Here is a 19,287-nt window from a genome sequence, read left to right as displayed (position 1 = left end):
GACGGGCATGACCACCACGCTCATCACCGGCGGCACCGTCGTCTCCTCCACGGGTCGCGCCGCCGCCGACGTGCTCATCGACGGCGAGATCATCCGCGCCGTGCTCGAGCCCGGCTCCGTGCTGCTCGGGCACGACCTCGCCGCATCCGTCGACCGCGTGATCGACGCGACGGGGCGCTACGTCATCCCCGGCGGCATCGACGCGCACACCCACATGCAGCTGCCGTTCGGCGGCACGTTCGCCTCCGACACCTTCGAGACCGGCACGCGCGCCGCCGCATGGGGCGGCACGACGACGATCGTCGACTTCGCCGTGCAGCGCACCGGCGAGCGCGTGCAGGACGGCCTCGCCGCGTGGCACGAGCTCGCGGCGGGCGAGTGCGCCGTCGACTACGGCTTCCACCAGATCGTCGGCGGCGTCGACGACGACTCGCTCGCCGCCATGCGCGGGCTCGTCGACGAGGGCATCTCGAGCTTCAAGCTCTTCATGGCCTACCCGGGCGTCTTCTACTCCGACGACGCGCAGATCCTCAAGGCCATGCAGGTCGCGGCCGACACCGGGCTCATGACGATGATGCACGCCGAGAACGGCCCCGCGATCGACGTCATCGCCGAGCAGCTCGTCGCCGAGGGCAAGACGGCGCCGTACTTCCACGGCATCGCCCGCGCATGGCAGATGGAGGAGGAGGCGACGCATCGCGCGATCATGCTCGCCAACTACACCGGCGCGCCGCTCTACGTCGTGCACGTGAGCGCGAAGCAGGCGGTGCAGCAGCTCGCGATGGCGCGCGACGCCGGCCAGCAGGTCTTCGGCGAGACGTGCCCGCAGTACCTGTACCTCTCGCTCGAGGAGCAGCTGGGCGCGACGAGCGGCGAGTGGGGCGAGTTCGAGGGTGCGAAGTGGGTGTGCTCGACGCCGCTGCGCAGCCGCGAGGAGGGTCACCAGGACCACATGTGGCAGGCGCTGCGCACGAACGACATCCAGATGGTCTCCACCGACCACTGCCCGTTCTGCATGAAGGACCAGAAGACGCTCGGGCTCACCGACTTCCGTGCCATCCCCAATGGCATCGGGTCGATCGAGCACCGGATGGACCTCATGTACCAGGGCGTCGTGACGGGCAGGATCACGCTCGAGCGCTGGGTGGAGCTCACGTCGACGACGCCGGCGCGCATGTTCGGCATGCACGGCCGCAAGGGCGTCATCCAGCCGGGCGCCGACGCCGACGTCGTCATCTACGACCCGAACGGCCACACGTCGATCGGCGTCGAGAAGACGCACCACATGGCCATGGACCACTCGGCCTGGGAGGGGTACGAGATCGACGGACACGTCGACACCGTGCTCTCCCGCGGCAAGGTCATCGTCGACGAGGGCGCGTACCTCGGATCCAAGGGCGACGGGCGCTTCGTCAAGCGCGGCCTGTCGCAGTATCTGGCGTAGGGGGCGGGCATGGACTTCGGAGCCGTCTTCCAGACCAACCCGCCGTCGGCGCGCGTCGTGCAGCTCTCGCAGCTCGCCGAGGCGCACGGGTTCACCCACGTGTGGACGTTCGACAGCCACCTGCTGTGGCAGGAGCCGTACGTGCTGCACTCCGCGATCCTCGGCGCGACGCGCAAGGTCACGGTCGGGCCGTTCGTCACGAATCCCGCGACCCGCGACTGGACCGTGACGGCCAGCGTCTTCGCGACCCTCAACGAGATGTACGGCAACCGCACGGTGTGCGGCATCGGCCGCGGCGACTCGGCGGTGCGGGTCACGAACGGCGCGCCCACGACCCTCGCGACGCTGCGCGAGGCCGTGCACGTCATCCGCGAGCTCGGCTCGTCGCGCAGCGTCGAGCACAATGGCGCGACGCTGCGGTTCCCGTGGTCGAAGGGGTCGCAGCTCGAGGTGTGGGTCGCGGCGTACGGGCCGAAGGCGCTGCAGCTCGCCGGCGAGGTCGCCGACGGGTTCATCCTGCAGCTCGCCGACGTCGACATCGCGCGCTGGATGATCCAGGCGGTGCGGGATGCGGCCGCCAACGTTGGGCGGGACCCGGACGACATGACGATCTGCGTGGCAGCCCCCGCGTTCGTCGGCGACGACGTCGCCGACCAGCGCGACCAGTCGCGGTGGTTCGGCGGCATGGTCGGCAACCACGTCGCCGACATCGTGGCCCGCTACGGCGACTCGGGCGCGGTGCCGCAGGCGCTCACCGACTACATCGCGGGGCGCACGGGCTACGACTACAACAGCCACGGCCGGGCCGAGAACGACCACGTCGACTTCGTGCCCGACGAGATCGTCGACCGCTTCTGCATCCTCGGCACCGTCGACGACCACATCGCGAAGCTGCGCGCGCTCGCCGACCTCGGCGTCGACCAGTTCGCCGCCTACGTCATGCACGACGACAAGGAGGAGACGCTGCGGCTGTACGGCGAGCGCATCATCCCCGCGCTCTCCGAGCACGTGGTGGCCAAGTCGTGACTCGCGCGCGCCCGCTCGTCCGGTCCGTCCTGCTCGGGCTCGTCGGCGTGCTGGCGCTCGCGGCGCTGTGGGAGGCGTACAAGGCGCTCGGCCCGGCCGAAGGGTGGCGCATCGGCGACGTGTCGGTGCTGCCGCGCACGACCGACCTCGCGATGCCGCACGTGTGGGACATGGCGGCTCGCGCGTTCGCGCCGGTGCGCGGCGGCTCCGACGAGCTCGTCGTGCAGGCGGTGCTCGCCGCGTGCCTCACGACGGCGGCGACGGCGCTCGCCGGGCTGCTCGTCGGCGCGGTCGTGGGCGTCGGCCTCGCGCTCGTCATGCAGGCGCTGCCGATCGCGCAGGCGGCGATGCTGCCGTGGCTCATCCTCAGCCAGACCGTGCCCCTCATCGCCCTCGCGCCGATCGTCGTGTCGTGGGGCGGACGCATCGACGGGTGGGAGCGGTGGATGAGCGTCGCCGTCATCGCCTCGTACCTCGCCTTCTTCCCCGTCGCGGTCGGCACGCTGCGCGGCCTGCAGTCGCCCACGGCGGCGCAGGTCGACCTCCTGCGGTCCCAGGGCGCGTCCTGGTGGTCGACGATCCGCTACCTGCGGATGCCCTCGGCCGTGCCGTACGCGCTGAGCGCGCTGCGCCTCGGCGCGGCCGCTGCGATCGTCGGTGCCGTCGTGGCGGAGGTCTCGACGGGGTCGCGCGGCGGCATCGGTCGGCTCATCGTCGAGTACGCGCAGGCGGGCTCGTCCGACCCGGCGCGCGGGTGGTCGCCGATCTTCGGGGCCGTGCTCATGGGCCTCGCCGTGGCGGGGCTCGTCTCGCTCGCGGGGCTCGCGCTCGCCCGCTACCGACGACTGGAGGCGGCATGACCGCGGTGGAGGTGCGCGGCGCGACCAAGGTGTTCGCGACGCGGCGGGGCGAGGTGCGCGCGCTCGACACCGTCGACCTCACGGTCGCGGACGGCGAGTTCGTCTCGCTCATCGGCCCGTCGGGCTGCGGCAAGTCGACGCTGCTGCGGCTCGTCGCCGACCTCGACGAGCCGACGGCGGGGGAGGTGTCGGTCTTCGGGCGCAGCGCCCGGGCGGCGCGGCTCGACCACGCGTACGGCATCGCCTTCCAGCAGGCGGGCCTCCTGCCGTGGCGCACCGTGCGGCAGAACGTCGAGCTGCCGCTGCAGCTGCACGGCGTCGCGGCCGCCGCGCGACGCGCGCGGTCGACGGAGCTGCTCGAGCTCGTCGGCCTCGGCGAGTTCGCCGACCGGCATCCCGACCAGCTCTCCGGCGGCATGCAGCAGCGCGTCGCGATCGCCCGCTCCCTCGCCGAGCATCCTCGCCTGCTGCTCATGGACGAGCCCTTCGGCGCCCTCGACGAGATGACGCGCGAGCGGCTGCAGGGCGAGCTGCGGCGCATCGTGGCCGAGACCGAGGCGGCCGTCGTGTTCGTGACCCACTCCATCCCCGAGGCGGTGTACCTCTCCGACCGCGTCGTCGTCATGTCGCCCAGGCCCGGGCGCATCACGGACGTCATCGCCATCGAGCGCCGGCGGATGGATGCGGCGGAGGACATCCGCGAGGCCGACGCGTTCTTCGCGTCGGTGACGGCCGTGCGCGAGGCGCTGCACGGCCCCGAGGCCGCCCCGGACGGGACGGCTGCGCGCGGGGTGGAGACGCGATGAGCGCCGCGGCACGGGTGCTGGCGCCGATCGCGCTGGGGGTCGTGCTGCTCGTCGTCTGGGAGGCGGCGGTCGCCCTGCTCGACATCCCGCCGTACCTGCTGCCGGCGCCGTCGGCGATCGGCGCGCAGGTCGCGATCATCCTGCCCGGCCTCGTGCAGGCGGGCCTCGCGACCGGCACGAACGCGCTCGTGGGCCTCGTGGGCGGAGCGATCCTCGCGATCGCGATGGCGGCGCTCGCCTCGCGCATCCGCTGGCTGCAGTCGATCGTCGAGCCGCTCGTCGCCGCGATCGCCGTCGTGCCGATCGTCGCGCTCGCGCCCGTGCTCGGCACGATGTTCGGCGCCGCGAGCGAGACGCCCAGGCAGGTCGTCGTCGCGATCGCCGCCTTCGTGCCGATCTTCGTGAACACGCTCCGCGGCCTGCGGCGCTCGGATCCCGTGCACCGCGACCTGCTGCGGGCGAACGGCGCGTCGGGGTGGCAGGTCACGTGGCACCTCACGCTGCCGGGCGCCCTGCCGTACGTCTTCACCGGCCTCAACGTCGCGTCGTCGCTCGCCGTCATCTCGGCGGTCGTCGCCGAGTACTTCGGCGGCCTCCAGAACGGCCTCGGCTCGCGCATCGCCTCCGCCGCCGCCCAATCCGGCTACGCCCGCGCGTGGAGCTACGTGCTCGCCGCGGTCGTGCTGGGCCTGATCTTCTACTGCGCCACCCTCCTGCTCGAGCGTTCCCGCGCTCGAGCGACCAGCACCGTGAGATAGGGGAGACCCATGCACCGCACATCCACCAGGGCGTTCGCCGTCCTCGCCGCCGCGAGCGCCGCCGCGCTCGTGCTCGGCGCCTGCTCGAGCGGCGGCGACGACGCACCCGAGGAGGGCGCCGACGGGCTCACGCCCGTCACCCTCCAGCTCCAGTGGTTCGCCCAGGGGCAGTTCGCCGGCTACTACGCCGCGATCGACCAGGGCTTCTACGAGGACCACGGCCTCGACGTGACGATCCAGGAGGGCGGTGCCGACATCGTGCCGCAGACCGTGCTCGCCGACGGCCAGGCGGACTTCGCGATCGCCTGGGTGCCGAAGGCGCTCGCCTCGATCGAGGCCGGTGCCGGCATCACGAACGTCGGTCAGATCTTCCAGCGCTCCGGCACCCTCCAGGTGTCGTTCGCCGATGCGGGCATCGAGGATCCCGCGGACCTCGCCGGCCGGAACGTCGGCTCGTGGGGCTTCGGCAACGAGTTCGAGCTCTTCGCGGGCATGGGCGAGGCGGGCCTCGATCCCATGACCGACGCGACGCTCGTGCAGCAGGCGTTCGACATGTCGGGCCTGCTCTCCGGCGACATCGACGCGGCGCAGGCGATGTCGTACAACGAGTACGCGCAGCTGCTCGAGACGGTGGACCCCGACACGGGCGAGCTCTACACGGCCGACGACTTCACGGTCATCGACTGGAACGAGGTCGGCGTCGCCATGCTGCAGGACGCGATCTGGGCGAACACGGAGGCGCTGCAGGACGAGGCGTTCCAGGAGACGACCGTCGCCTTCCTCGAGGCGTCGCTCGAGGGCTGGATCTACGCGCGCGACAACCCCGAGGAGGCGGCGCAGATCGTCGTCGACGCCGGCAGCCAGCTCGGCGCGAGCCACCAGCTGTGGATGGTGAACGAGGTCAACGCGCTCATCTGGCCGTCGCCCGGCGGCATCGGCATGCTCGACCAGGACGCGTGGGACCAGACGGTCGAGATCTCGCTGTCGACGCCGAACCAGGACGGCTCGACCGTCATCACGACCGACCCGCCGGACACGGCGTACGACACGACGTACGTCGAGCAGGCGATCGCGAACCTCGAGGACGAAGGGGTCGACGTGACCGGCGCCGACTACGAGCCCATCGAGGTCACCCTGAACGAGGGCGGCCAGTAGGCCGCATGTCCTAGCGTGGGAGGGGCGGGCGATGCCCCGCCCCTCCCGCATGGCCCTTCGAAGGAGCATCCATGACCGACACGGTGCTGAACGACGCGATGCCCTCGGGCCACGAGGCGGATCCGAGCGCGGGGGACCGTGCCCGCGCGCTCGATGCGCACGTCTTCCACTCCTGGTCCGTGCAGGGCCAGACGAACCCGTTCGCGATCGCCGGCGGCCTCGGCACCCGCGTGTGGGACCACGAGGGGCGCGAGTACCTCGACTTCTCGAGCCAGCTCGTGAACACGAACATCGGCCACCAGCATCCGAAGGTCGTCGCCGCCATCCGCGCGCAGGCCGAGGTGCTCACGACCGTCGCGCCGGCGACGACGAACCTCGTGCGGGGCGAGGCGGCCGCGGCGATCCTGTCGCACGCACCCGGCTTTCAGAGCGTGTTCTTCACGAACGGCGGGGCGGACGCGATCGAGAACGCCATCCGCATGGCGCGCCTGCACACCGGCCGCGACAAGGTCGTCTCGCTCTACCGCTCGTACCACGGCAACACCGGTGCGGCCGTGGTCGCGACCGGCGACTGGCGGCGCGTGCCCAACGAGTTCGCGCGCGGGCACGTGCACGCGTTCGGACCCTTCCTGTACCGCTCCGAGTTCTGGTCCGAGACGCTCGAGCAGGAGTGCAAGCGCGCGCTGCACCACATGCGCCGCGTCATCGAGGCGGAGGGGCCCGAGTCCGTCGCCGCGATCCTCGTCGAGGCCATCCCCGGCACCGCGGGCGTCATCGTGCCGCCGCCGGGGTACCTCGCGGGTCTGCGCGAGCTCGCCGATCGCTTCGGCGCGATGCTCATCATGGACGAGGTCATGGCGGGCTTCGGCCGCACCGGCCAGTGGTTCGCGCACGACGCCCACGACGTGCGTCCCGACCTCATCGCCTTCGCGAAGGGCGTGAACTCGGGCTACGTGCCCGTCGGCGGCGTCGTCGTGAGCCCCGAGATCCACGACACCTTCACGCGCCGCGTCTTCCCGGGCGGCCTCACGTACTCCGGCCACCCGCTCGCGGCGGCCTCGATCGTCGCGACGCTCGACGCCATGGAGTCGGAGGGCATCGTCGACCACGCGCACCGCATCGGCGAGGACGTGCTCGGGCCGGGGCTCGCAGCGCTCGCCGAGCGGCACCGCATGATCGGGGAGGTGCGCGGCGTCGGCGTCTTCTGGGCGCTCGACCTCGTCGCCGACCCCGAGACGCGCGAGCCGGTCGGCGCCGACGTCATCGGCGCGCTCAAGGGCGCGCTGCTGCGGCGCGGGCTGCTGCCGTTCGCGGCGGACAACCGCATCCACGTCGTGCCGCCGTGCGTCGTGACCGAGGACGAGGCGCGCCAGGCGCTCGCGATCTACGACGAGGCGCTCGCCGAGGTCGCCGCGTGAGCGTGCACCTCATCGGCGGTGGATGGGCCGAGGACGAGTCGGCCTGGACGGGACGCTTCGTCGAGGAGGCGCGGGAGCGCGCGGGCGGCACGCCCACGATCGTCGTCGTGCTGTGGGCCGAGACGGTCGCCGAGGGCGAGGGCTGGCACGACGAGTATCGCGCCGACCTCGCGAAGCACGGCTGCGAGCTCCGCTTCGTGCAGCTCGCCGCCGACCGCGTGCTCGCCGCCGACGACCTCCTGGGCGGCGACGCCATCTTCGTCGGCGGCGGCCTCACGCCGGGCTACCACGCCGCGGTCATGCCGGCCGCGCAGGCCATCCGCGAGCTCGTCGCCGACGGCACGCCCTACGCGGGCTTCTCGGCGGGCGCGATGATCGCGGGCGACGTCGCGCTGCTGGGCGGCTGGCGCATCGGCGGCGTCGAGGTGACGCAGCAGCCGTCGTCGGAGGGGCTCGACGAGGTGACGCTCGAGGAGGGCCTCGGCCTCGTCGACGTCGTCGTCGACGTGCACGCCGCGCAGTACGGGAACCTCGGCCGGGCCGTCGCGATCGTCGACGCCGAGCTCGCCGAGCGCACCGTGGCGATCGACGAGCGCACGTCGCTCGTCGCGGGCGCACAGGCGCTCGTCGCCGCCGGCGAGGGCAACGTGTACGTGTGCACCAAGGACGGCCCGCACGTGCAGGTCGCGGTGCTGGGCGGCCGATGACGCGTCCGCTCGCCGAGCTCGTCGACCGCGGCTGGGCGGAGGCGCTCGCGCCCGTCGAGCCGACGATCCGCGAGCTCGGCGAGCGACTGCGCCAGGAGGTCGCCGAGGGCCGGCCGTACGTGCCGGAGGGGCCGCGCGTCCTGCGCGCCTTCGAGCGCCCGCTCGCCGACGTGCGCGTGCTCGTCGTCGGGCAGGATCCCTATCCCACGCCCGGCCACGCCGTCGGGCTGTCGTTCTCGGTCGACCCCGCCGTGCGGCCCGTGCCGCGCTCGCTGCAGAACATCTACCGCGAGCTCGAGGCCGACCTCGGCATCCCCGCGCCCGTGCACGGCGATCTCAGCCGCTGGGCCGATCAGGGCGTGCTGCTGCTGAACCGCGTCCTCACGACGCGCGCCGGCACGAGCGACGCGCACCGCGGATGGGGCTGGGAGGCGGTGACCGACGCGGCGATCTCAGCGCTCGCGCGCAGCCCGCAGCCGCTCGTCGCCGTGCTCTGGGGCGCGAAGGCGGGGGCGCTCGCGCCGCTGCTCGCCAGCACCCCGATCGTCGCGAGCCCGCATCCCTCGCCCCTGTCGGCGTCGCGCGGCTTCTTCGGCTCCCGGCCCTTCTCGCGCGTGAACGAGCTGCTGCAGCAGCAGGGCGCCGCCCCCATCGACTGGCGACTGGAGTAGGCATGCTGCCCGAGGAGTACGAGCCGCGACGCGTCCTGCCGCGACACCTGCGCACCGTGCGAGCCGAGCCCGAGTTCTCGTACGTCATCCGCCCCGCGACCGTGCGCGACATCCCCTCGGTGCGCGCCATCCACGCCCACTACGTGCTGAACTCGTCGGTCACGCTGGAGGACCGGCCGAAGACGCTGCAGGAGTGGCGCCGCACGTTCGACGGGCTCGAGCGGCTGCGACTGCCGTTCCTCGTCGCCGAGTCGGGCACGCGCACGATCCTCGGCTACGCGCTCGCCGAGCCGTGGAAGCCGCGCAGCGCCTACCGCACGATCGTCGAGCACTCCATCTTCCTCGCGCCCGCATCCACGGGCCGCGGCCTCGGCAAGGCGCTGCTCGTCGCGCTCATCGATGCGGCGACCCTCGCGGGCTGCAAGGAGATGATCGCGGTCATCGCCGACGAGAAGGCGGAGGCGTCGGTGGCGCTGCACGAGCGCCTCGCCTTCCGCGAGACGGGACGGATGGGCAAGGTCGGCTTCAAGTTCGATCGCTGGCTCGGCACCATCACGATGACGAGGCGCCTGAAGCGGCGTCGCTGACGCGGGCGTCACTGAGGCGGCGTAGCTGAGGCGGCGTCGGACCGGGGTCGCGGCTGCGGCCCGTCCCCGCGCGGTGTGCGTTTCGCAGGCGATCCCGCCTCACGAGGGCGATGTTCCCTCGTGGCGCTGGATCGCCTGCGAAACGTGGTGGGGACGCGCGCGTGGAGAGCGTTTCGCAGGCGATTCGGGGTGGCGGAGGGGCATCTTCCCTCGACCAACGCGGATCGCCTGCGATACGTGAGCGGACCGCATCCGTTTCGCGTTTCGCAGGCGATCTCGCCTCACGAGGGCGATGTTCCCTCATGACGCCGAATCGCCTGCGAAACGTGGTGGGGACGCGCGCGTGGAGAGCGTTTCGCAGGCGATTCGGGGTGGCGGAGGGGTAGCTTCCCTCGACCCATCCTGATCGCCTGCGAACCGTGAGCGGACCGCATCCGGTTCGCGTTTCGCAGGCGATCTCGCCTCACAGGGGCGATGCTCCCTCGTGGGCCGGAATCGCCTGCGATACGTGAGCGACCGAAGGGTCAGCGGCCGACGAGGCCCAGGTCGTAGGCGAGGATCACGAGCTGCACGCGGTCGCGCGCATCGAGCTTGCGGAGCAGCCGACCGACGTGGGTCTTCACCGTCGACTCCGACAGCACGAAGCGCCTGGCGAGCTCGTCGTTCGTGAGCCCCTCGGCGATCGCCACGAGGAACTCGCGCTCGCGCGGCGTCAGCACGTCGAGCACCGACGCGTCGGCGCTCGCGGGCGCGGCGGAGGCGAAGTGCTCGAGCATGCGCCGCGTCACCGTCGGGGCGAGCGCGGCGTCGCCCGCGTGCACCGCGCGGATCGCCGCGATGAGCTCCGCAGGCCGCGCATCCTTCAGCAGGAAGCCGCTCGCGCCCGCTCGCAGCGCCGCGTAGGCGTACTCGTCGAGGTCGAACGTCGTGAGCACGAGCACCTTCGGATGCTCGGGTCGCGCCGTGATGCGCTCGGTCGCTGCGATGCCGTCGACGCCCGGCATGCGCACGTCCATGAGCACGACGTCGACGTCGCCGCGCGCCGCGAGCGCCGCGCCCGCGGCGCCGTCGCCGGCCTCGCCGACGACCTCGACGTCGTCCTCCGCCTCCAGCACCATGCGGAAGCCGAGGCGCACGAGCTCCTGGTCGTCGACGAGGGCGATGCGGATGGTCATGCGGGCCGCTCCTGCACTGGGGACGGGGACTCGTGGAGGGTGGCGACGACGCGCCATCCGGAGGGCTCTCGTGGGCCGGCTGCGACGTCGCCGGCGAAGAGCGCCGCGCGCTCGCGCATGCCGACGATGCCGCGGCCGGCGCCGGTGGTGGATGCGGGGGCTCCCGAGCCGTCGTCGACGATCTCGACCCGAACGACGCCTGCGCCGTGCCGCACGTCGACCTCGACGCGGCCCGCGTCGGAGGCGTGGCGCATGGCGTTCGTGAGCGCCTCCTGCACGATGCGGTGGACCGTGAGCGCGAGCGCCGAGTCGGCGATCGCAGGGCCGGACGTCGTGAGCCGCACGGGCATGCCGACGTCGCGGAATGATGCGACGAGCGCCTGCAGGTCGCCCGCGGCCGGCTGCGGCGCGAGCTCGGCGCCGTCGCCCGGCTCGCGCAGCACGCCGAGGAGCCTGCGCATCTCGGCGAGCGAGTCGCGTCCGGCGTCGGCGACGCGCCGCATCGTGGCACCCGCCCGCTCGGGGTCGCGCGCGACCTGCGCCGCGGATCCCTCCGCGAGCGTGACCATGACGGTGAGGCCGTGGCTCACGACGTCGTGCATCTCGCGAGCGATCCGAGCGCGCTCGGCGGCGACGGCGAGCTGCGCCTGCCGGTCGCGGTCGCGCGCCATGTCGTCGGCGCGGGCGATGAGGGCGGCGACGTAGGCGCGCCTGGCGCGCACGGACGTGCCGAGCAGCACGGCGACGACGAAGGATGCGATGCCGACGAGGTTGATCGACACCACGGGCCCGACGTCCATCGTCTCGATGGCGGGCACGACCAGCGTCGACACGAGCGAGGCGACCGCTGCACCGGCGACGCCGAGCCACACGTGCAGGGTGCGCCCGTACGCGCCGAGGGAGTAGAGCGCGACGTACACGGCGACGAACGCGCCGACGACGACGTGCGTCGGCAGCGCGAGCAGCGCGCTGATGACGAGGACGACGGCGAGCGGCCAGCGCCGCCGCCACAGCAGGGCGCCGCCCGCGACGACGGCGGCCGCGACCATGAGCAGGCCGTCGATGCGCTGCGTGAGGTCGACTGCGGCGATGACGATGCCGATCGCGAGCACCGGCAGCTGCGTGCCGATGGCGAGCGTCCAGTCGACGAGGCGCGGGTGGCGCGCCGTGAAGCGCCGCAGCACGCCGGGAGGGCGAGGGAGCGCGACGGCACCCCCGACGCTGACGTCGGGGGTGCCGGTCACGCTCGTCACGATGCTCGACCCTACGCGTCGCGGCGCACGAGGGCTGCGGCGGCGCCGACGAGGGCGACGGCGGGCCAGGCGATCGTCACCGCGAGCGCCCGCCAGAAGTCCTCGCCGGGGTCGGCGCCGGGCATCGACATCGTCATGCCCGCGTTCGGCAGCAGGTACGGCGACGCATCCTGCACCCACTCGAGGGGGATGAGGCCGACGATCGTCGGCAGCACGAGCAGCACGCCGAGCGCGATGGCGATGGCGCCGGCACCGGAGCGCACGAGGGTGCCGATCGCGAGCGAGAAGACCGTCAGCAGCGCGAGGTAGACGGCGCCGGCGAGCACCGCGAAGGGCACGGATGCGTCGATGTCGATCGTCGATGCCTCGACGCCGAACGCGAGGGCGATGCCGACCGTCGCGAGCATCCCGATCGTCAGGGCGACGGCGCTCGCGACGAACGCGATGAGCCCCAGGACGAGCGCCTTCGCGGCGAGCACGGGCGTGCGGGCGGGCACGGCGGTGAGCGAGGATCGGATCTGCCCGGATCCGTACTCGCCGGTCATGGCGATGACGCCGAGCACGGCGAACACGAGCTGCGACACGAGCAGTCCGGATGCGCCGAGCGACGCGAGCGGGATCTCCTGGAACAGACCCTGCTCGATCGCGCCTTCCGGGGCCGTCGCGAGGGTCGCGAACGTCACGAGCGCGCCGAGCCCCGCCGTGATGACGACGGCGATCGCGATCGCCCAGCCGATCGAGCGCACGCTCGTGAGCTTGATCCACTCGGCACGCACGGCACCGCCGAAGGTCACGCGGTGCGAGGTCTCGCGGTAGGTGGCGCGACGCGCGTCGGCGGCGTCGGTCGTGGCTGCGGTGGTCATCGGATGCCTTCCGTCCTGTACTCGACGGCGTCGCTCGTGAGCGCCATGTAGCGCTCCTCGAGCGTCGCCTTGCGGGGCGCGAGCTCCTCGATGCCGATGCCGGCGCCCACGGCGACCTCGGCGATGCGTGGCGCGGGCACGCCGGACACCTCGACGGCGTCCGGAGCGACCTGCGTCGTGGTGACGTCGTCGCCTGCGAGCAGGTGCGCGAGCCGGTCGACGCCGGAGCCGCGCACGAGCACGACCTGCCGGCTGCCCTGCGCGCCGAGCATCTCCTCGATCGACTGGTCGGCGAGCACGCGGCCCTTGCCGAGCACGACGACGCGGTCGGCGACCTGCGCCATCTCGCTCATGAGGTGCGACGACAGCAGCACGGCGCGTCCCTCCGACGCGAGCCCGCGCAGCAGCCGGCGCACCCAGGCGACGCCCTCGGGGTCGAGGCCGTTGACCGGCTCGTCGAGGATGAGGGTGTGGGGGTCGCCGAGCAGCGCCGCCGCGATGCCGAGGCGCTGGCCCATGCCGAGCGAGAAGCCGCCGACGCGCTTGCGGGCGACCGACTCGAGGCCCGTGAGCTCGAGCACCTCGCGCACGCGGTCGCGGCCGATGCCGTGCGTGGCGGCGAGGCCCAGCAGGTGGCGCTCGGCGGTGCGGCCCGGGTGCCACGCCTTCGCGTCGAGCAGCGCGCCGACCTCGGTGAGGGGGGAGCGCAGCTCGCGGTAGGGGACGCCCGAGACGGTGACGGATCCGGCGTCGGGGCGGTCGAGCCCGACGATCATGCGCATCGTCGTCGACTTGCCCGCGCCGTTGGGGCCGAGGAAGCCGGTGACGAGGCCCGGCCGGACCTCGAAGCCGACGTCGTCGACCGCGACCTTCGCGCCGTAGCGCTTGGTGAGATGCTCTGCAACGATCATGCATCCACGGTGCCGCGAAGGGTCCGTCGGTCGCGTCGTCGCGAGGGAGGAACCTTGCCCGCTGCACGTCGTACCCGGGTGCCACGGCGAGCGGTACCGGGGATGCGAGCGCGCGGGATGCGCCGCCCGCCTGCCGTGTTGGTGCCGGGTGCCATGCTCGCGGCATGGCGACGTACGACGAGTGGCGCACGGCCCGCATCGAGGCCGAGGCGAAGGCCGCCGCCGCCGCGGATGCCGCCGGGGCGCAGGCGACGGTGACCCCGATCGGCGACGGTCTGTGGCTCGTCTCGGTCGCGGGTGTCAGCCGGGGCACGGTCCGGCGGATCGTCGTGCAGGGGAGGCAGCGCTTCGAGGCGCGACTGCGGCACATCGACCCCGGGCACGGCACGCGCATCGGCGAGTACTTCGAGCTCGCGAAGGCGGTCGCGGCGCTGCGCGCCGAGGTGCCGCGGTTCGTCGGGCGCGACCCGTTCAAGGAGCTCACGAACTACGTCTCCCGGGAGCAGATGCGCCAGCGCACCGAGCGCATGCGGCAGCAACGGCGGTCGGGTCGCTACTCGTAGGTCGGCTCGAGGCCGTGCGTGGAGCGGGAGGGGTCGCGGCCGACGCTCTGCGGTGACTCGGGTCTCGTGACGCGTGCTCGCTCGCGCTCGCGCGCTCCTCGACCAGCCGGTGGTGGGCGCCGGGGTCCGCTCGGCGCCCCTCCGACTGGTCGGGGAGGCCGCAGCCGAAGGCTGCAGCCGTCACGAGATCCGAGTCATCGCGAGCACGCGTCACGAGACCACGCGAGCGCTGCTCCCGCCCGACCATGCGCACGGTGGCGTCGGGCGGGAACGTCGCGTGGTCTCGTGACGGCCCGTCGCTGCGCTCGGGGCCTCCTCGACCGGCTGGCTGCGAGCGGGCACGGCGCCCCTCCGGCTGGTCGAGGAGGCCGCAGCCGAAGGCCGCAGCCGTCACGAGACCCGAGTCATCGCGAGCACTCCGAGCCGCACGACGCCCGTGGGGCCGGCAGGTCTCGTGACGCGTGCTCGCTCGAGCTCGCGCGCTCCTCGACCCGCTGAGGGGACAGCCCCGAGGACCGCGGCTCGCGGCTCGCCCTGCGCGTAGGCTCGATCCGTGACGGCGCTGCACGAGCTCACGGCCATCGACCTCTGGGACGCCCTGCACCGTCGGCGCGTCTCGGCGCGGGAGGTCGCCGAGCACTACCTCGGCCGCATCGCGCGCGACACGACGAACGCGTTCGTGACCGTCACCGCCGACGCCGCCCTCGCGCGCGCCGATGCCCTCGACGCCGCCGACGACCGCACGCCCGTCATGTTCGGCCTGCCCTTCGCGGACAAGGATCTCGTGCAGCGCGCCGGCGTGCGCACGCAGTTCGGGTCGCGGGCGCGCGAGGGCTTCGTGCCGAGCGTCTCGGATCCGATCGTCGAGGTGCTCGACGCCGCGGGCGGCGTGAGCCTCGGCAAGACGGCGACGCCGGAGTTCGGCTTCTCGGGTCACACCTCGAGCGCGCTCACGGGGCACACGACGCTGCCCGGGCGCCCGGACCTCGGTGCGGGCGGCTCCTCGGGCGGCGCGGCGGCCGCGGTCGCGGCGGGTCTGCTGCCCTTCGCGCCCGGCAGCGACGGCGGCGGGTCCATCCGCATCCCCGCATCCATCTGCGGGCTCGTGGGGCTCAAGCCGTCCCGAGGGCGCGTGCCGGCGCACTCCGGCCTCGGGCAGATCGGCGGGCTGTCGGTCTCGGGCCCCATCGCGCGCACGGTGCGCGACGCGGCGCTGCTGATGGAGGCGATGCTCGGGCGCGTCAACGGCGTCGTGCCGCACCGCACGACGCTGCGCTCGCCCGAGCCCGACGGCGGCTCGCTGCTCGCCGCCGCGACGCGCGGCGAGGGTCGATTCCGCATCGCCGTGCTCGAGGGCACGCCGTGGGACGACGCCGTCGACGTGACGATCTCGCAGGATGCGCGCGACGCCGTGGCCGTGGCGGTGCGCGAGCTGGACGCCGCCGGGCACGGCATCGACGAGCTCGCGATGCCCGCACTGCCGGGCTACGCGGACACGTTCGCGACGCTCTGGCGGTACGGGGCCGCCGGCATCCCCTTCACCGCGGAGGAGCGCGAGCGCGTGGAGCCGCTCACGCGCTGGCTCGCGGATGCAGGCCGCACGCTGACGCCCGGCGAGGTCGCGCAGGCCGTCGCCCTCTTCACGGCGTACGAGCGCACGGTGCTCACGGCGTTCGCACCGTTCGACGCGGTGCTGACGCCGACGACGGCGCTCCCGGCGCGTCCGCTCGACTGGTACGGCGACGATCCCGAGGAGTCGTTCCGCCAGCAGGTGCGACACACGCCGCACACGTCGTTCGTGAACGTGTCGGGGCTGCCGGCGATCACCCTGCCGGTGCACGAGACCGCCGACGGGCTGCCGATGGGCGCCCACCTCATCGGGCGTCCGGGGGAGGAGGCGACGCTCCTCGCCATCGGCAGGCAGCTCGAGCGGCGCATCCCGTGGGAGCACGTCGGCAGGCGTCGGTTCGCGCCGTAGCCTCGTGCCCTTGACATGCAAGCCGCGGCTTGCATAATCTCGCGACGTGCCCGACGTGTACCGAGCCCTCGACGACGAGACGCGTCGCACGGTGCTCGACCTGCTCGCCGAGCGCGACGAGCAGACGCTCTTCGAGCTGTGCGGCGCGCTCGCGATGCGGCACGGCGTGACGATGACGCGCCAGGCGATCTCGCAGCATCTCGCGGTGCTCGAGGAGGCCGGGCTCGTGCGTGCCGAGCGTCGCGGGCGCACGAAGGTGCACTCCTTCGACCCCGCGCCCCTCGCCGCCATCGTCGAGCGCTGGCGCATCCCGCATCCCACGCGAGCCGAGAGGACCGACCCATGAGGATCCGACTGACGAGCGTCTTCGTCGACGACCAGGACGCCGCACGCACCTTCTACACCGAGACGCTCGGCTTCGCGGTCAAGCACGACGTGCCGCTGGGCGACGACGCGTGGCTCACGCTCGTCGAGCCCGGCGACGTCGACGGCATCGAGCTGCTGCTCGAGCCGAGCAGCCACCCGGCGGTCGCGCCCTATCGCGACGCGCTGCGCGAGGACGGCATCCCGTCGCTCGTGCTGCACGTCGACGACCTCGCGGCCGAGCACGCGCGCCTCGCAGCCGCCGGCGTCGTCTTCACCCAGCCACCCGTCGACGCGGGCACGGTGCACGTCGCCGTCTTCGACGACACGTGCGGCAACCTCGTGCAGCTGCTGCAGCCCAAGGGCTAGGAGGCGGTGGGGCGGCGGCGCGGTCGCGTCGCCCGGCGCGGCAGGTAGCCGCCGCGCTCGAGGCCCGCCTCGATCTCGAATCGGTTCGCGTGCGCGTCGATGCCGGCGGCGTAGTACATCGGGATGAACGCGAGGCCGTAGCGCAGCCACTGCTGCCGGTGCACCTCCTCGTGCGCGAGGACGTCCGTCGAGACGTTGGACCGGGTGAGGAAGGTCGCCCCGACGGTCGTGCCGCCACGCCCGAACGCCCACTCGGGCAGGCCGCTCACCACGCGCAGGTCGCCCTCGCGGCGCACGTCGCCGCCGAGGAGCCTGCCCCACGCGAGCGCCGCCTGCGTCGCGAGGTGGTAGCCGGGCACGGCGACGGCCCTCGACCACAGCACGCGCTGCACCGGCTGCATCGCGGCGTGCGCGACGCGTCCCGTCGCGAGGCCGATCGAGCGCAGACCCATGGCCGCGAGCCTATCGACGCCGCGGCTGCGGCTGGCAGGATCGAGCGCATGCTCGTCGTCCTCGCCGGTCTCCCCGGCACCGGCAAGACGACGATCGCGGCCGCGCTCGCCGCCGAGGTGGGCGCGACGCTCGCGTCCGTCGACGACGCGGAGGCGGCCATGCTCGCGGCGGGCATCGACGCCGCGCAGCCGACGGGGCTCGCGGCCTACGTCGTCGTCGAGCAGCTCGCGCGGCGGCAGCTCGTCGCCGGACGCGACGTCGTGGTGGATGCGGTGAACGACGCACCCGAGGCGAGGGACCAGTGGCGCGCGCTCGCGGCGACCACGGGCGTGGAGCTGCGCTGGGTCGAGGTCCGGCTCGCCGACGAGGCCGAGCATCGGCGTCGCCTCGCCGAGCGCACGCGCGACCTGCCCGGCGGCTTCCCCGAGCCGTCCTGGGCGTCGGTCGTCGCCCGACGTGCGGCGCTCGAGGCGTGGGACGAGCCGCGGATCGTGGTGGATGCGAGGCAGGACGCGGTGGCGTCGGTCGCTGCGATCCGCGACGCGCTGCGTCACGCGGACTGATCGGCCCGGCGCGCGCCGCATCCCACGGGCTACGCTGACGCCCATGCGGATCGCGATGGTGTCGATGCACACGTCGCCCGCAGACCGCCCCGGCTCGGGCGACGCGGGGGGCATGAACGTCTACGTGCTCGAGACCGCGCGGGCGCTCGCCGCCCACGGCCATCGCGTCGACCTCTTCACGCGCGCCCACGGCACGCGCTGGACGAAGCGCGTCGCACCGGGCGTCACGCTCTTCGCGCTCGAGACCGGCGGCGGCGTCGTGCGCAAGCAGGACCTGCCGAACCTCGCCGACGACTTCGGCGAGGAGCTGCAGCGCGTCGCCGTCGACGCCGACGAGCCGTACGACGTCATCCACGCCCACTACTGGCTCTCCGGACTCGCGGCGCTGCCCGTGAGCCTCGCGCTCGGCGTGCCGCTCGTGCAGACGTTCCACACGCTCGCCGTGCAGAAGGCGGCGGGCGGCCAGGCCGAGCCCGAGCGGCGACGGCTCACCGAGCGGTACCTCGCGCTCGAGGCCGACGCGGTGGTCGCGGTCTCGAACGCCGAGGCGGACTGCGTCATCGACGAGCTGCACGTCGACGCCTCGCGCATCTGGCTCGTGCGGCCGGGCGTCGACGCCGACGCGTTCGCGCCGCCCGGCTTCGGCGTGCGCGACGACGTGCGCGCGAGGCTCGGCGTGCGCGACCACGAGGCGCTCGTCGTCGTCGCCGGACGCATCCAGTCGACGAAGGGCCAGGACCTCGCGGTGCGGATGCTCGAGCACCTCGACGACGCCGTGCTCGCCATCGCCGGCGAGCCGCCGCCGGGCGACGAGGCCTTCGTCGACGAGCTCGTGCAGACCGCGGCGTCGCTCGGCGTCGAGGATCGTGTGCGTCGCATCGGATCGCTCGACCGCCCCGAGCTCGCCCGGCTGCTGGGCGCTGCGAGCCTCGTGCTCATCCCGAGCAGGGCGGAGTCGTTCGGCATCGTCGCGCTGGAGGCGGCGGCGTGCGGCACGCCGGTCGTCGCCGCCCACGTGGGCGGCCTGCCGGAGTCGGTCGTGCACGGCACGACGGGCATCCTCGTCGAGGGTCGCGACCCCGAGCGCTGGGCAGCCGCGTGCCGCAGGCTCATCGACGACCCTGTCGCGCTGTCCGAGCTCTCGACGTCCGCGCGCGCCGAGATCGAGCGACGCACGTGGCAGGCGTCGGCGGCGCGCCTCGACCAGGTGTACCGGGCGCTCGGCGCCGATCCCGACTGACGCTCGAGCGGGCCACGCGGCGTGCCGCGCTCGTCGCTCGTCTCCGTTGGTCGGGCGTCGTTCGTCGTTCGTCTCCGTTGGTCGAGCGTCGCGCCTACCGCTCCCTGAGGTGCGAGCGCAGCGA

At 73.4% G+C, this 19,287-nt stretch carries 21 protein-coding genes; 16 read left to right on the top strand and 5 right to left on the bottom strand.

All coding sequences use genetic code 11. The annotated features are described in order from the left end of the window. Window positions 1-7 precede the first annotated feature (7 nt). The 10 genes from hydA to C1N71_RS10170 all read left to right on the top strand — a co-directional run bounded on the left by hydA (window position 8) and on the right by C1N71_RS10170 (window position 9,432). The gene (gene hydA / locus C1N71_RS10215) at window positions 8-1,444 is read left to right on the top strand and encodes a dihydropyrimidinase (protein ID WP_137756300.1); all 1,437 of its coding nucleotides are present in this window, start codon (window positions 8-10) and stop codon (window positions 1,442-1,444) included. Between the two features lie 9 nt (window positions 1,445-1,453). Further along, window positions 1,454-2,470 carry a TIGR03842 family LLM class F420-dependent oxidoreductase gene (locus C1N71_RS10210; RefSeq protein ID WP_137756299.1) on the top strand — a complete coding sequence of 339 codons (1,017 nt, stop codon included), beginning with the start codon at window positions 1,454-1,456 and terminating at the stop codon, window positions 2,468-2,470. Beyond that, window positions 2,467-3,330: an ABC transporter permease gene (locus tag C1N71_RS10205; RefSeq protein WP_137756298.1), complete on the top strand. Its 864-nt coding sequence runs from the start codon at window positions 2,467-2,469 to the stop codon at window positions 3,328-3,330. Before C1N71_RS10210 ends, C1N71_RS10205 begins: the two co-directional genes overlap by 4 nt. After that, window positions 3,327-4,136: an ABC transporter ATP-binding protein gene (locus C1N71_RS10200; RefSeq protein ID WP_137756297.1), complete on the top strand. Its 810-nt coding sequence runs from the start codon at window positions 3,327-3,329 to the stop codon at window positions 4,134-4,136. Before C1N71_RS10205 ends, C1N71_RS10200 begins: the two co-directional genes overlap by 4 nt. Then, a complete protein-coding gene (locus C1N71_RS10195) occupies window positions 4,133-4,894 on the top strand; it encodes an ABC transporter permease (RefSeq protein WP_137756296.1) in 762 nt (253 codons plus the stop codon). The genes C1N71_RS10200 and C1N71_RS10195 overlap by 4 nt, the downstream gene beginning before the upstream one ends. Window positions 4,895-4,903: 9 nt before the next feature. After that, on the top strand, window positions 4,904-6,049 hold the full coding sequence (locus tag C1N71_RS10190; protein WP_137756295.1) for an ABC transporter substrate-binding protein: 1,146 nt from the start codon (window positions 4,904-4,906) through the stop codon (window positions 6,047-6,049). A gap of 98 nt (window positions 6,050-6,147) precedes the next feature. Beyond that, a complete protein-coding gene (locus tag C1N71_RS10185) occupies window positions 6,148-7,467 on the top strand; it encodes an aspartate aminotransferase family protein (protein ID WP_254678161.1) in 1,320 nt (439 codons plus the stop codon). After that, window positions 7,464-8,174, top strand: a complete 711-nt coding sequence (locus C1N71_RS10180; protein WP_175414181.1) for a Type 1 glutamine amidotransferase-like domain-containing protein — start codon at window positions 7,464-7,466, stop codon at window positions 8,172-8,174. The genes C1N71_RS10185 and C1N71_RS10180 overlap by 4 nt, the downstream gene beginning before the upstream one ends. Beyond that, window positions 8,171-8,845, top strand: coding sequence for a uracil-DNA glycosylase (locus C1N71_RS10175; RefSeq protein WP_137756292.1), 675 nt, complete (start codon window positions 8,171-8,173; stop codon window positions 8,843-8,845). Before C1N71_RS10180 ends, C1N71_RS10175 begins: the two co-directional genes overlap by 4 nt. A gap of 2 nt (window positions 8,846-8,847) precedes the next feature. Then, window positions 8,848-9,432 (top strand): GNAT family N-acetyltransferase, encoded by a 585-nt coding sequence (locus tag C1N71_RS10170; protein WP_137756291.1) that lies wholly within the window; start codon window positions 8,848-8,850, stop codon window positions 9,430-9,432. A gap of 524 nt (window positions 9,433-9,956) precedes the next feature. Here the strand turns inward: C1N71_RS10170 and C1N71_RS10165 are convergent. Genes C1N71_RS10165 through C1N71_RS10150 form a run of 4 tightly spaced genes read right to left on the bottom strand, consistent with a single transcriptional unit; the run spans window position 9,957 to window position 13,634 of the window. Further along, a complete protein-coding gene (locus tag C1N71_RS10165) occupies window positions 9,957-10,607 on the bottom strand; it encodes a response regulator transcription factor (protein ID WP_137756290.1) in 651 nt (216 codons plus the stop codon). After that, window positions 10,604-11,860 carry a sensor histidine kinase gene (locus C1N71_RS10160; RefSeq protein ID WP_137756289.1) on the bottom strand — a complete coding sequence of 419 codons (1,257 nt, stop codon included), beginning with the start codon at window positions 11,858-11,860 and terminating at the stop codon, window positions 10,604-10,606. The genes C1N71_RS10165 and C1N71_RS10160 overlap by 4 nt, the downstream gene beginning before the upstream one ends. Window positions 11,861-11,871: 11 nt before the next feature. Continuing rightward, a complete protein-coding gene (locus C1N71_RS10155) occupies window positions 11,872-12,723 on the bottom strand; it encodes an ABC transporter permease (protein WP_137756288.1) in 852 nt (283 codons plus the stop codon). After that, entirely contained in the window at window positions 12,720-13,634 is a 915-nt protein-coding gene (locus C1N71_RS10150; protein WP_137756287.1) for an ATP-binding cassette domain-containing protein, read from the bottom strand. Before C1N71_RS10150 ends, C1N71_RS10155 begins: the two co-directional genes overlap by 4 nt. Before the next feature lie 164 nt (window positions 13,635-13,798). Between C1N71_RS10150 and C1N71_RS10145 the strand changes: the two genes are divergently transcribed. The 4 genes from C1N71_RS10145 to C1N71_RS10130 all read left to right on the top strand — a co-directional run bounded on the left by C1N71_RS10145 (window position 13,799) and on the right by C1N71_RS10130 (window position 16,907). After that, window positions 13,799-14,197 carry a hypothetical protein gene (locus C1N71_RS10145; protein ID WP_137756286.1) on the top strand — a complete coding sequence of 133 codons (399 nt, stop codon included), beginning with the start codon at window positions 13,799-13,801 and terminating at the stop codon, window positions 14,195-14,197. A 553-nt stretch (window positions 14,198-14,750) separates the two neighbouring features. Further along, window positions 14,751-16,175 (top strand): amidase, encoded by a 1,425-nt coding sequence (locus C1N71_RS10140; protein ID WP_137756285.1) that lies wholly within the window; start codon window positions 14,751-14,753, stop codon window positions 16,173-16,175. Between the two features lie 46 nt (window positions 16,176-16,221). Further along, window positions 16,222-16,521 (top strand): ArsR/SmtB family transcription factor, encoded by a 300-nt coding sequence (locus C1N71_RS10135; protein ID WP_137756284.1) that lies wholly within the window; start codon window positions 16,222-16,224, stop codon window positions 16,519-16,521. Next, window positions 16,518-16,907, top strand: a complete 390-nt coding sequence (locus tag C1N71_RS10130) for a VOC family protein (RefSeq protein WP_137756283.1) — start codon at window positions 16,518-16,520, stop codon at window positions 16,905-16,907. Before C1N71_RS10135 ends, C1N71_RS10130 begins: the two co-directional genes overlap by 4 nt. Here the strand turns inward: C1N71_RS10130 and C1N71_RS10125 are convergent. Continuing rightward, entirely contained in the window at window positions 16,904-17,359 is a 456-nt protein-coding gene (locus tag C1N71_RS10125; RefSeq protein WP_137756282.1) for a hypothetical protein, read from the bottom strand. The genes C1N71_RS10130 and C1N71_RS10125 overlap by 4 nt on opposite strands. A gap of 48 nt (window positions 17,360-17,407) precedes the next feature. On the opposite strand from C1N71_RS10125, the gene C1N71_RS10120 reads away from it, so the two are divergent. Then, complete coding sequence (locus C1N71_RS10120; protein ID WP_137756281.1) at window positions 17,408-17,923, top strand: AAA family ATPase; 516 nt, start codon at window positions 17,408-17,410, stop codon at window positions 17,921-17,923. A gap of 43 nt (window positions 17,924-17,966) precedes the next feature. Further along, complete coding sequence (locus C1N71_RS10115; RefSeq protein ID WP_175414180.1) at window positions 17,967-19,163, top strand: glycosyltransferase; 1,197 nt, start codon at window positions 17,967-17,969, stop codon at window positions 19,161-19,163. Window positions 19,164-19,287: the final 124 nt, after the last annotated feature.

This window comes from Agrococcus sp. SGAir0287 (assembly GCF_005484985.1).
In the GTDB taxonomy this organism is placed as follows: domain Bacteria; phylum Actinomycetota; class Actinomycetes; order Actinomycetales; family Microbacteriaceae; genus Agrococcus.
This window is presented reverse-complemented; position numbering and strand designations above follow the sequence as displayed.

Coding starts and splice junctions, on each gene's coding strand:
- hydA (WP_137756300.1), top strand. CDS start 8: ATGACCACCACGCTCATCACCGGCGGCACCGTCGTCTCCTCCACGGGT.
- C1N71_RS10210 (WP_137756299.1), top strand. CDS start 1,454: ATGGACTTCGGAGCCGTCTTCCAGACCAACCCGCCGTCGGCGCGCGTC.
- C1N71_RS10200 (WP_137756297.1), top strand. CDS start 3,327: ATGACCGCGGTGGAGGTGCGCGGCGCGACCAAGGTGTTCGCGACGCGG.
- C1N71_RS10195 (WP_137756296.1), top strand. CDS start 4,133: ATGAGCGCCGCGGCACGGGTGCTGGCGCCGATCGCGCTGGGGGTCGTG.
- C1N71_RS10190 (WP_137756295.1), top strand. CDS start 4,904: ATGCACCGCACATCCACCAGGGCGTTCGCCGTCCTCGCCGCCGCGAGC.
- C1N71_RS10185 (WP_254678161.1), top strand. CDS start 6,148: ATGCCCTCGGGCCACGAGGCGGATCCGAGCGCGGGGGACCGTGCCCGC.
- C1N71_RS10175 (WP_137756292.1), top strand. CDS start 8,171: ATGACGCGTCCGCTCGCCGAGCTCGTCGACCGCGGCTGGGCGGAGGCG.
- C1N71_RS10170 (WP_137756291.1), top strand. CDS start 8,848: ATGCTGCCCGAGGAGTACGAGCCGCGACGCGTCCTGCCGCGACACCTG.
- C1N71_RS10165 (WP_137756290.1), bottom strand. CDS start 10,607: ATGACCATCCGCATCGCCCTCGTCGACGACCAGGAGCTCGTGCGCCTC.
- C1N71_RS10155 (WP_137756288.1), bottom strand. CDS start 12,723: ATGACCACCGCAGCCACGACCGACGCCGCCGACGCGCGTCGCGCCACC.
- C1N71_RS10150 (WP_137756287.1), bottom strand. CDS start 13,634: ATGATCGTTGCAGAGCATCTCACCAAGCGCTACGGCGCGAAGGTCGCG.
- C1N71_RS10145 (WP_137756286.1), top strand. CDS start 13,799: ATGGCGACGTACGACGAGTGGCGCACGGCCCGCATCGAGGCCGAGGCG.
- C1N71_RS10130 (WP_137756283.1), top strand. CDS start 16,518: ATGAGGATCCGACTGACGAGCGTCTTCGTCGACGACCAGGACGCCGCA.
- C1N71_RS10125 (WP_137756282.1), bottom strand. CDS start 17,359: ATGGGTCTGCGCTCGATCGGCCTCGCGACGGGACGCGTCGCGCACGCC.
- C1N71_RS10120 (WP_137756281.1), top strand. CDS start 17,408: ATGCTCGTCGTCCTCGCCGGTCTCCCCGGCACCGGCAAGACGACGATC.
- C1N71_RS10115 (WP_175414180.1), top strand. CDS start 17,967: ATGCGGATCGCGATGGTGTCGATGCACACGTCGCCCGCAGACCGCCCC.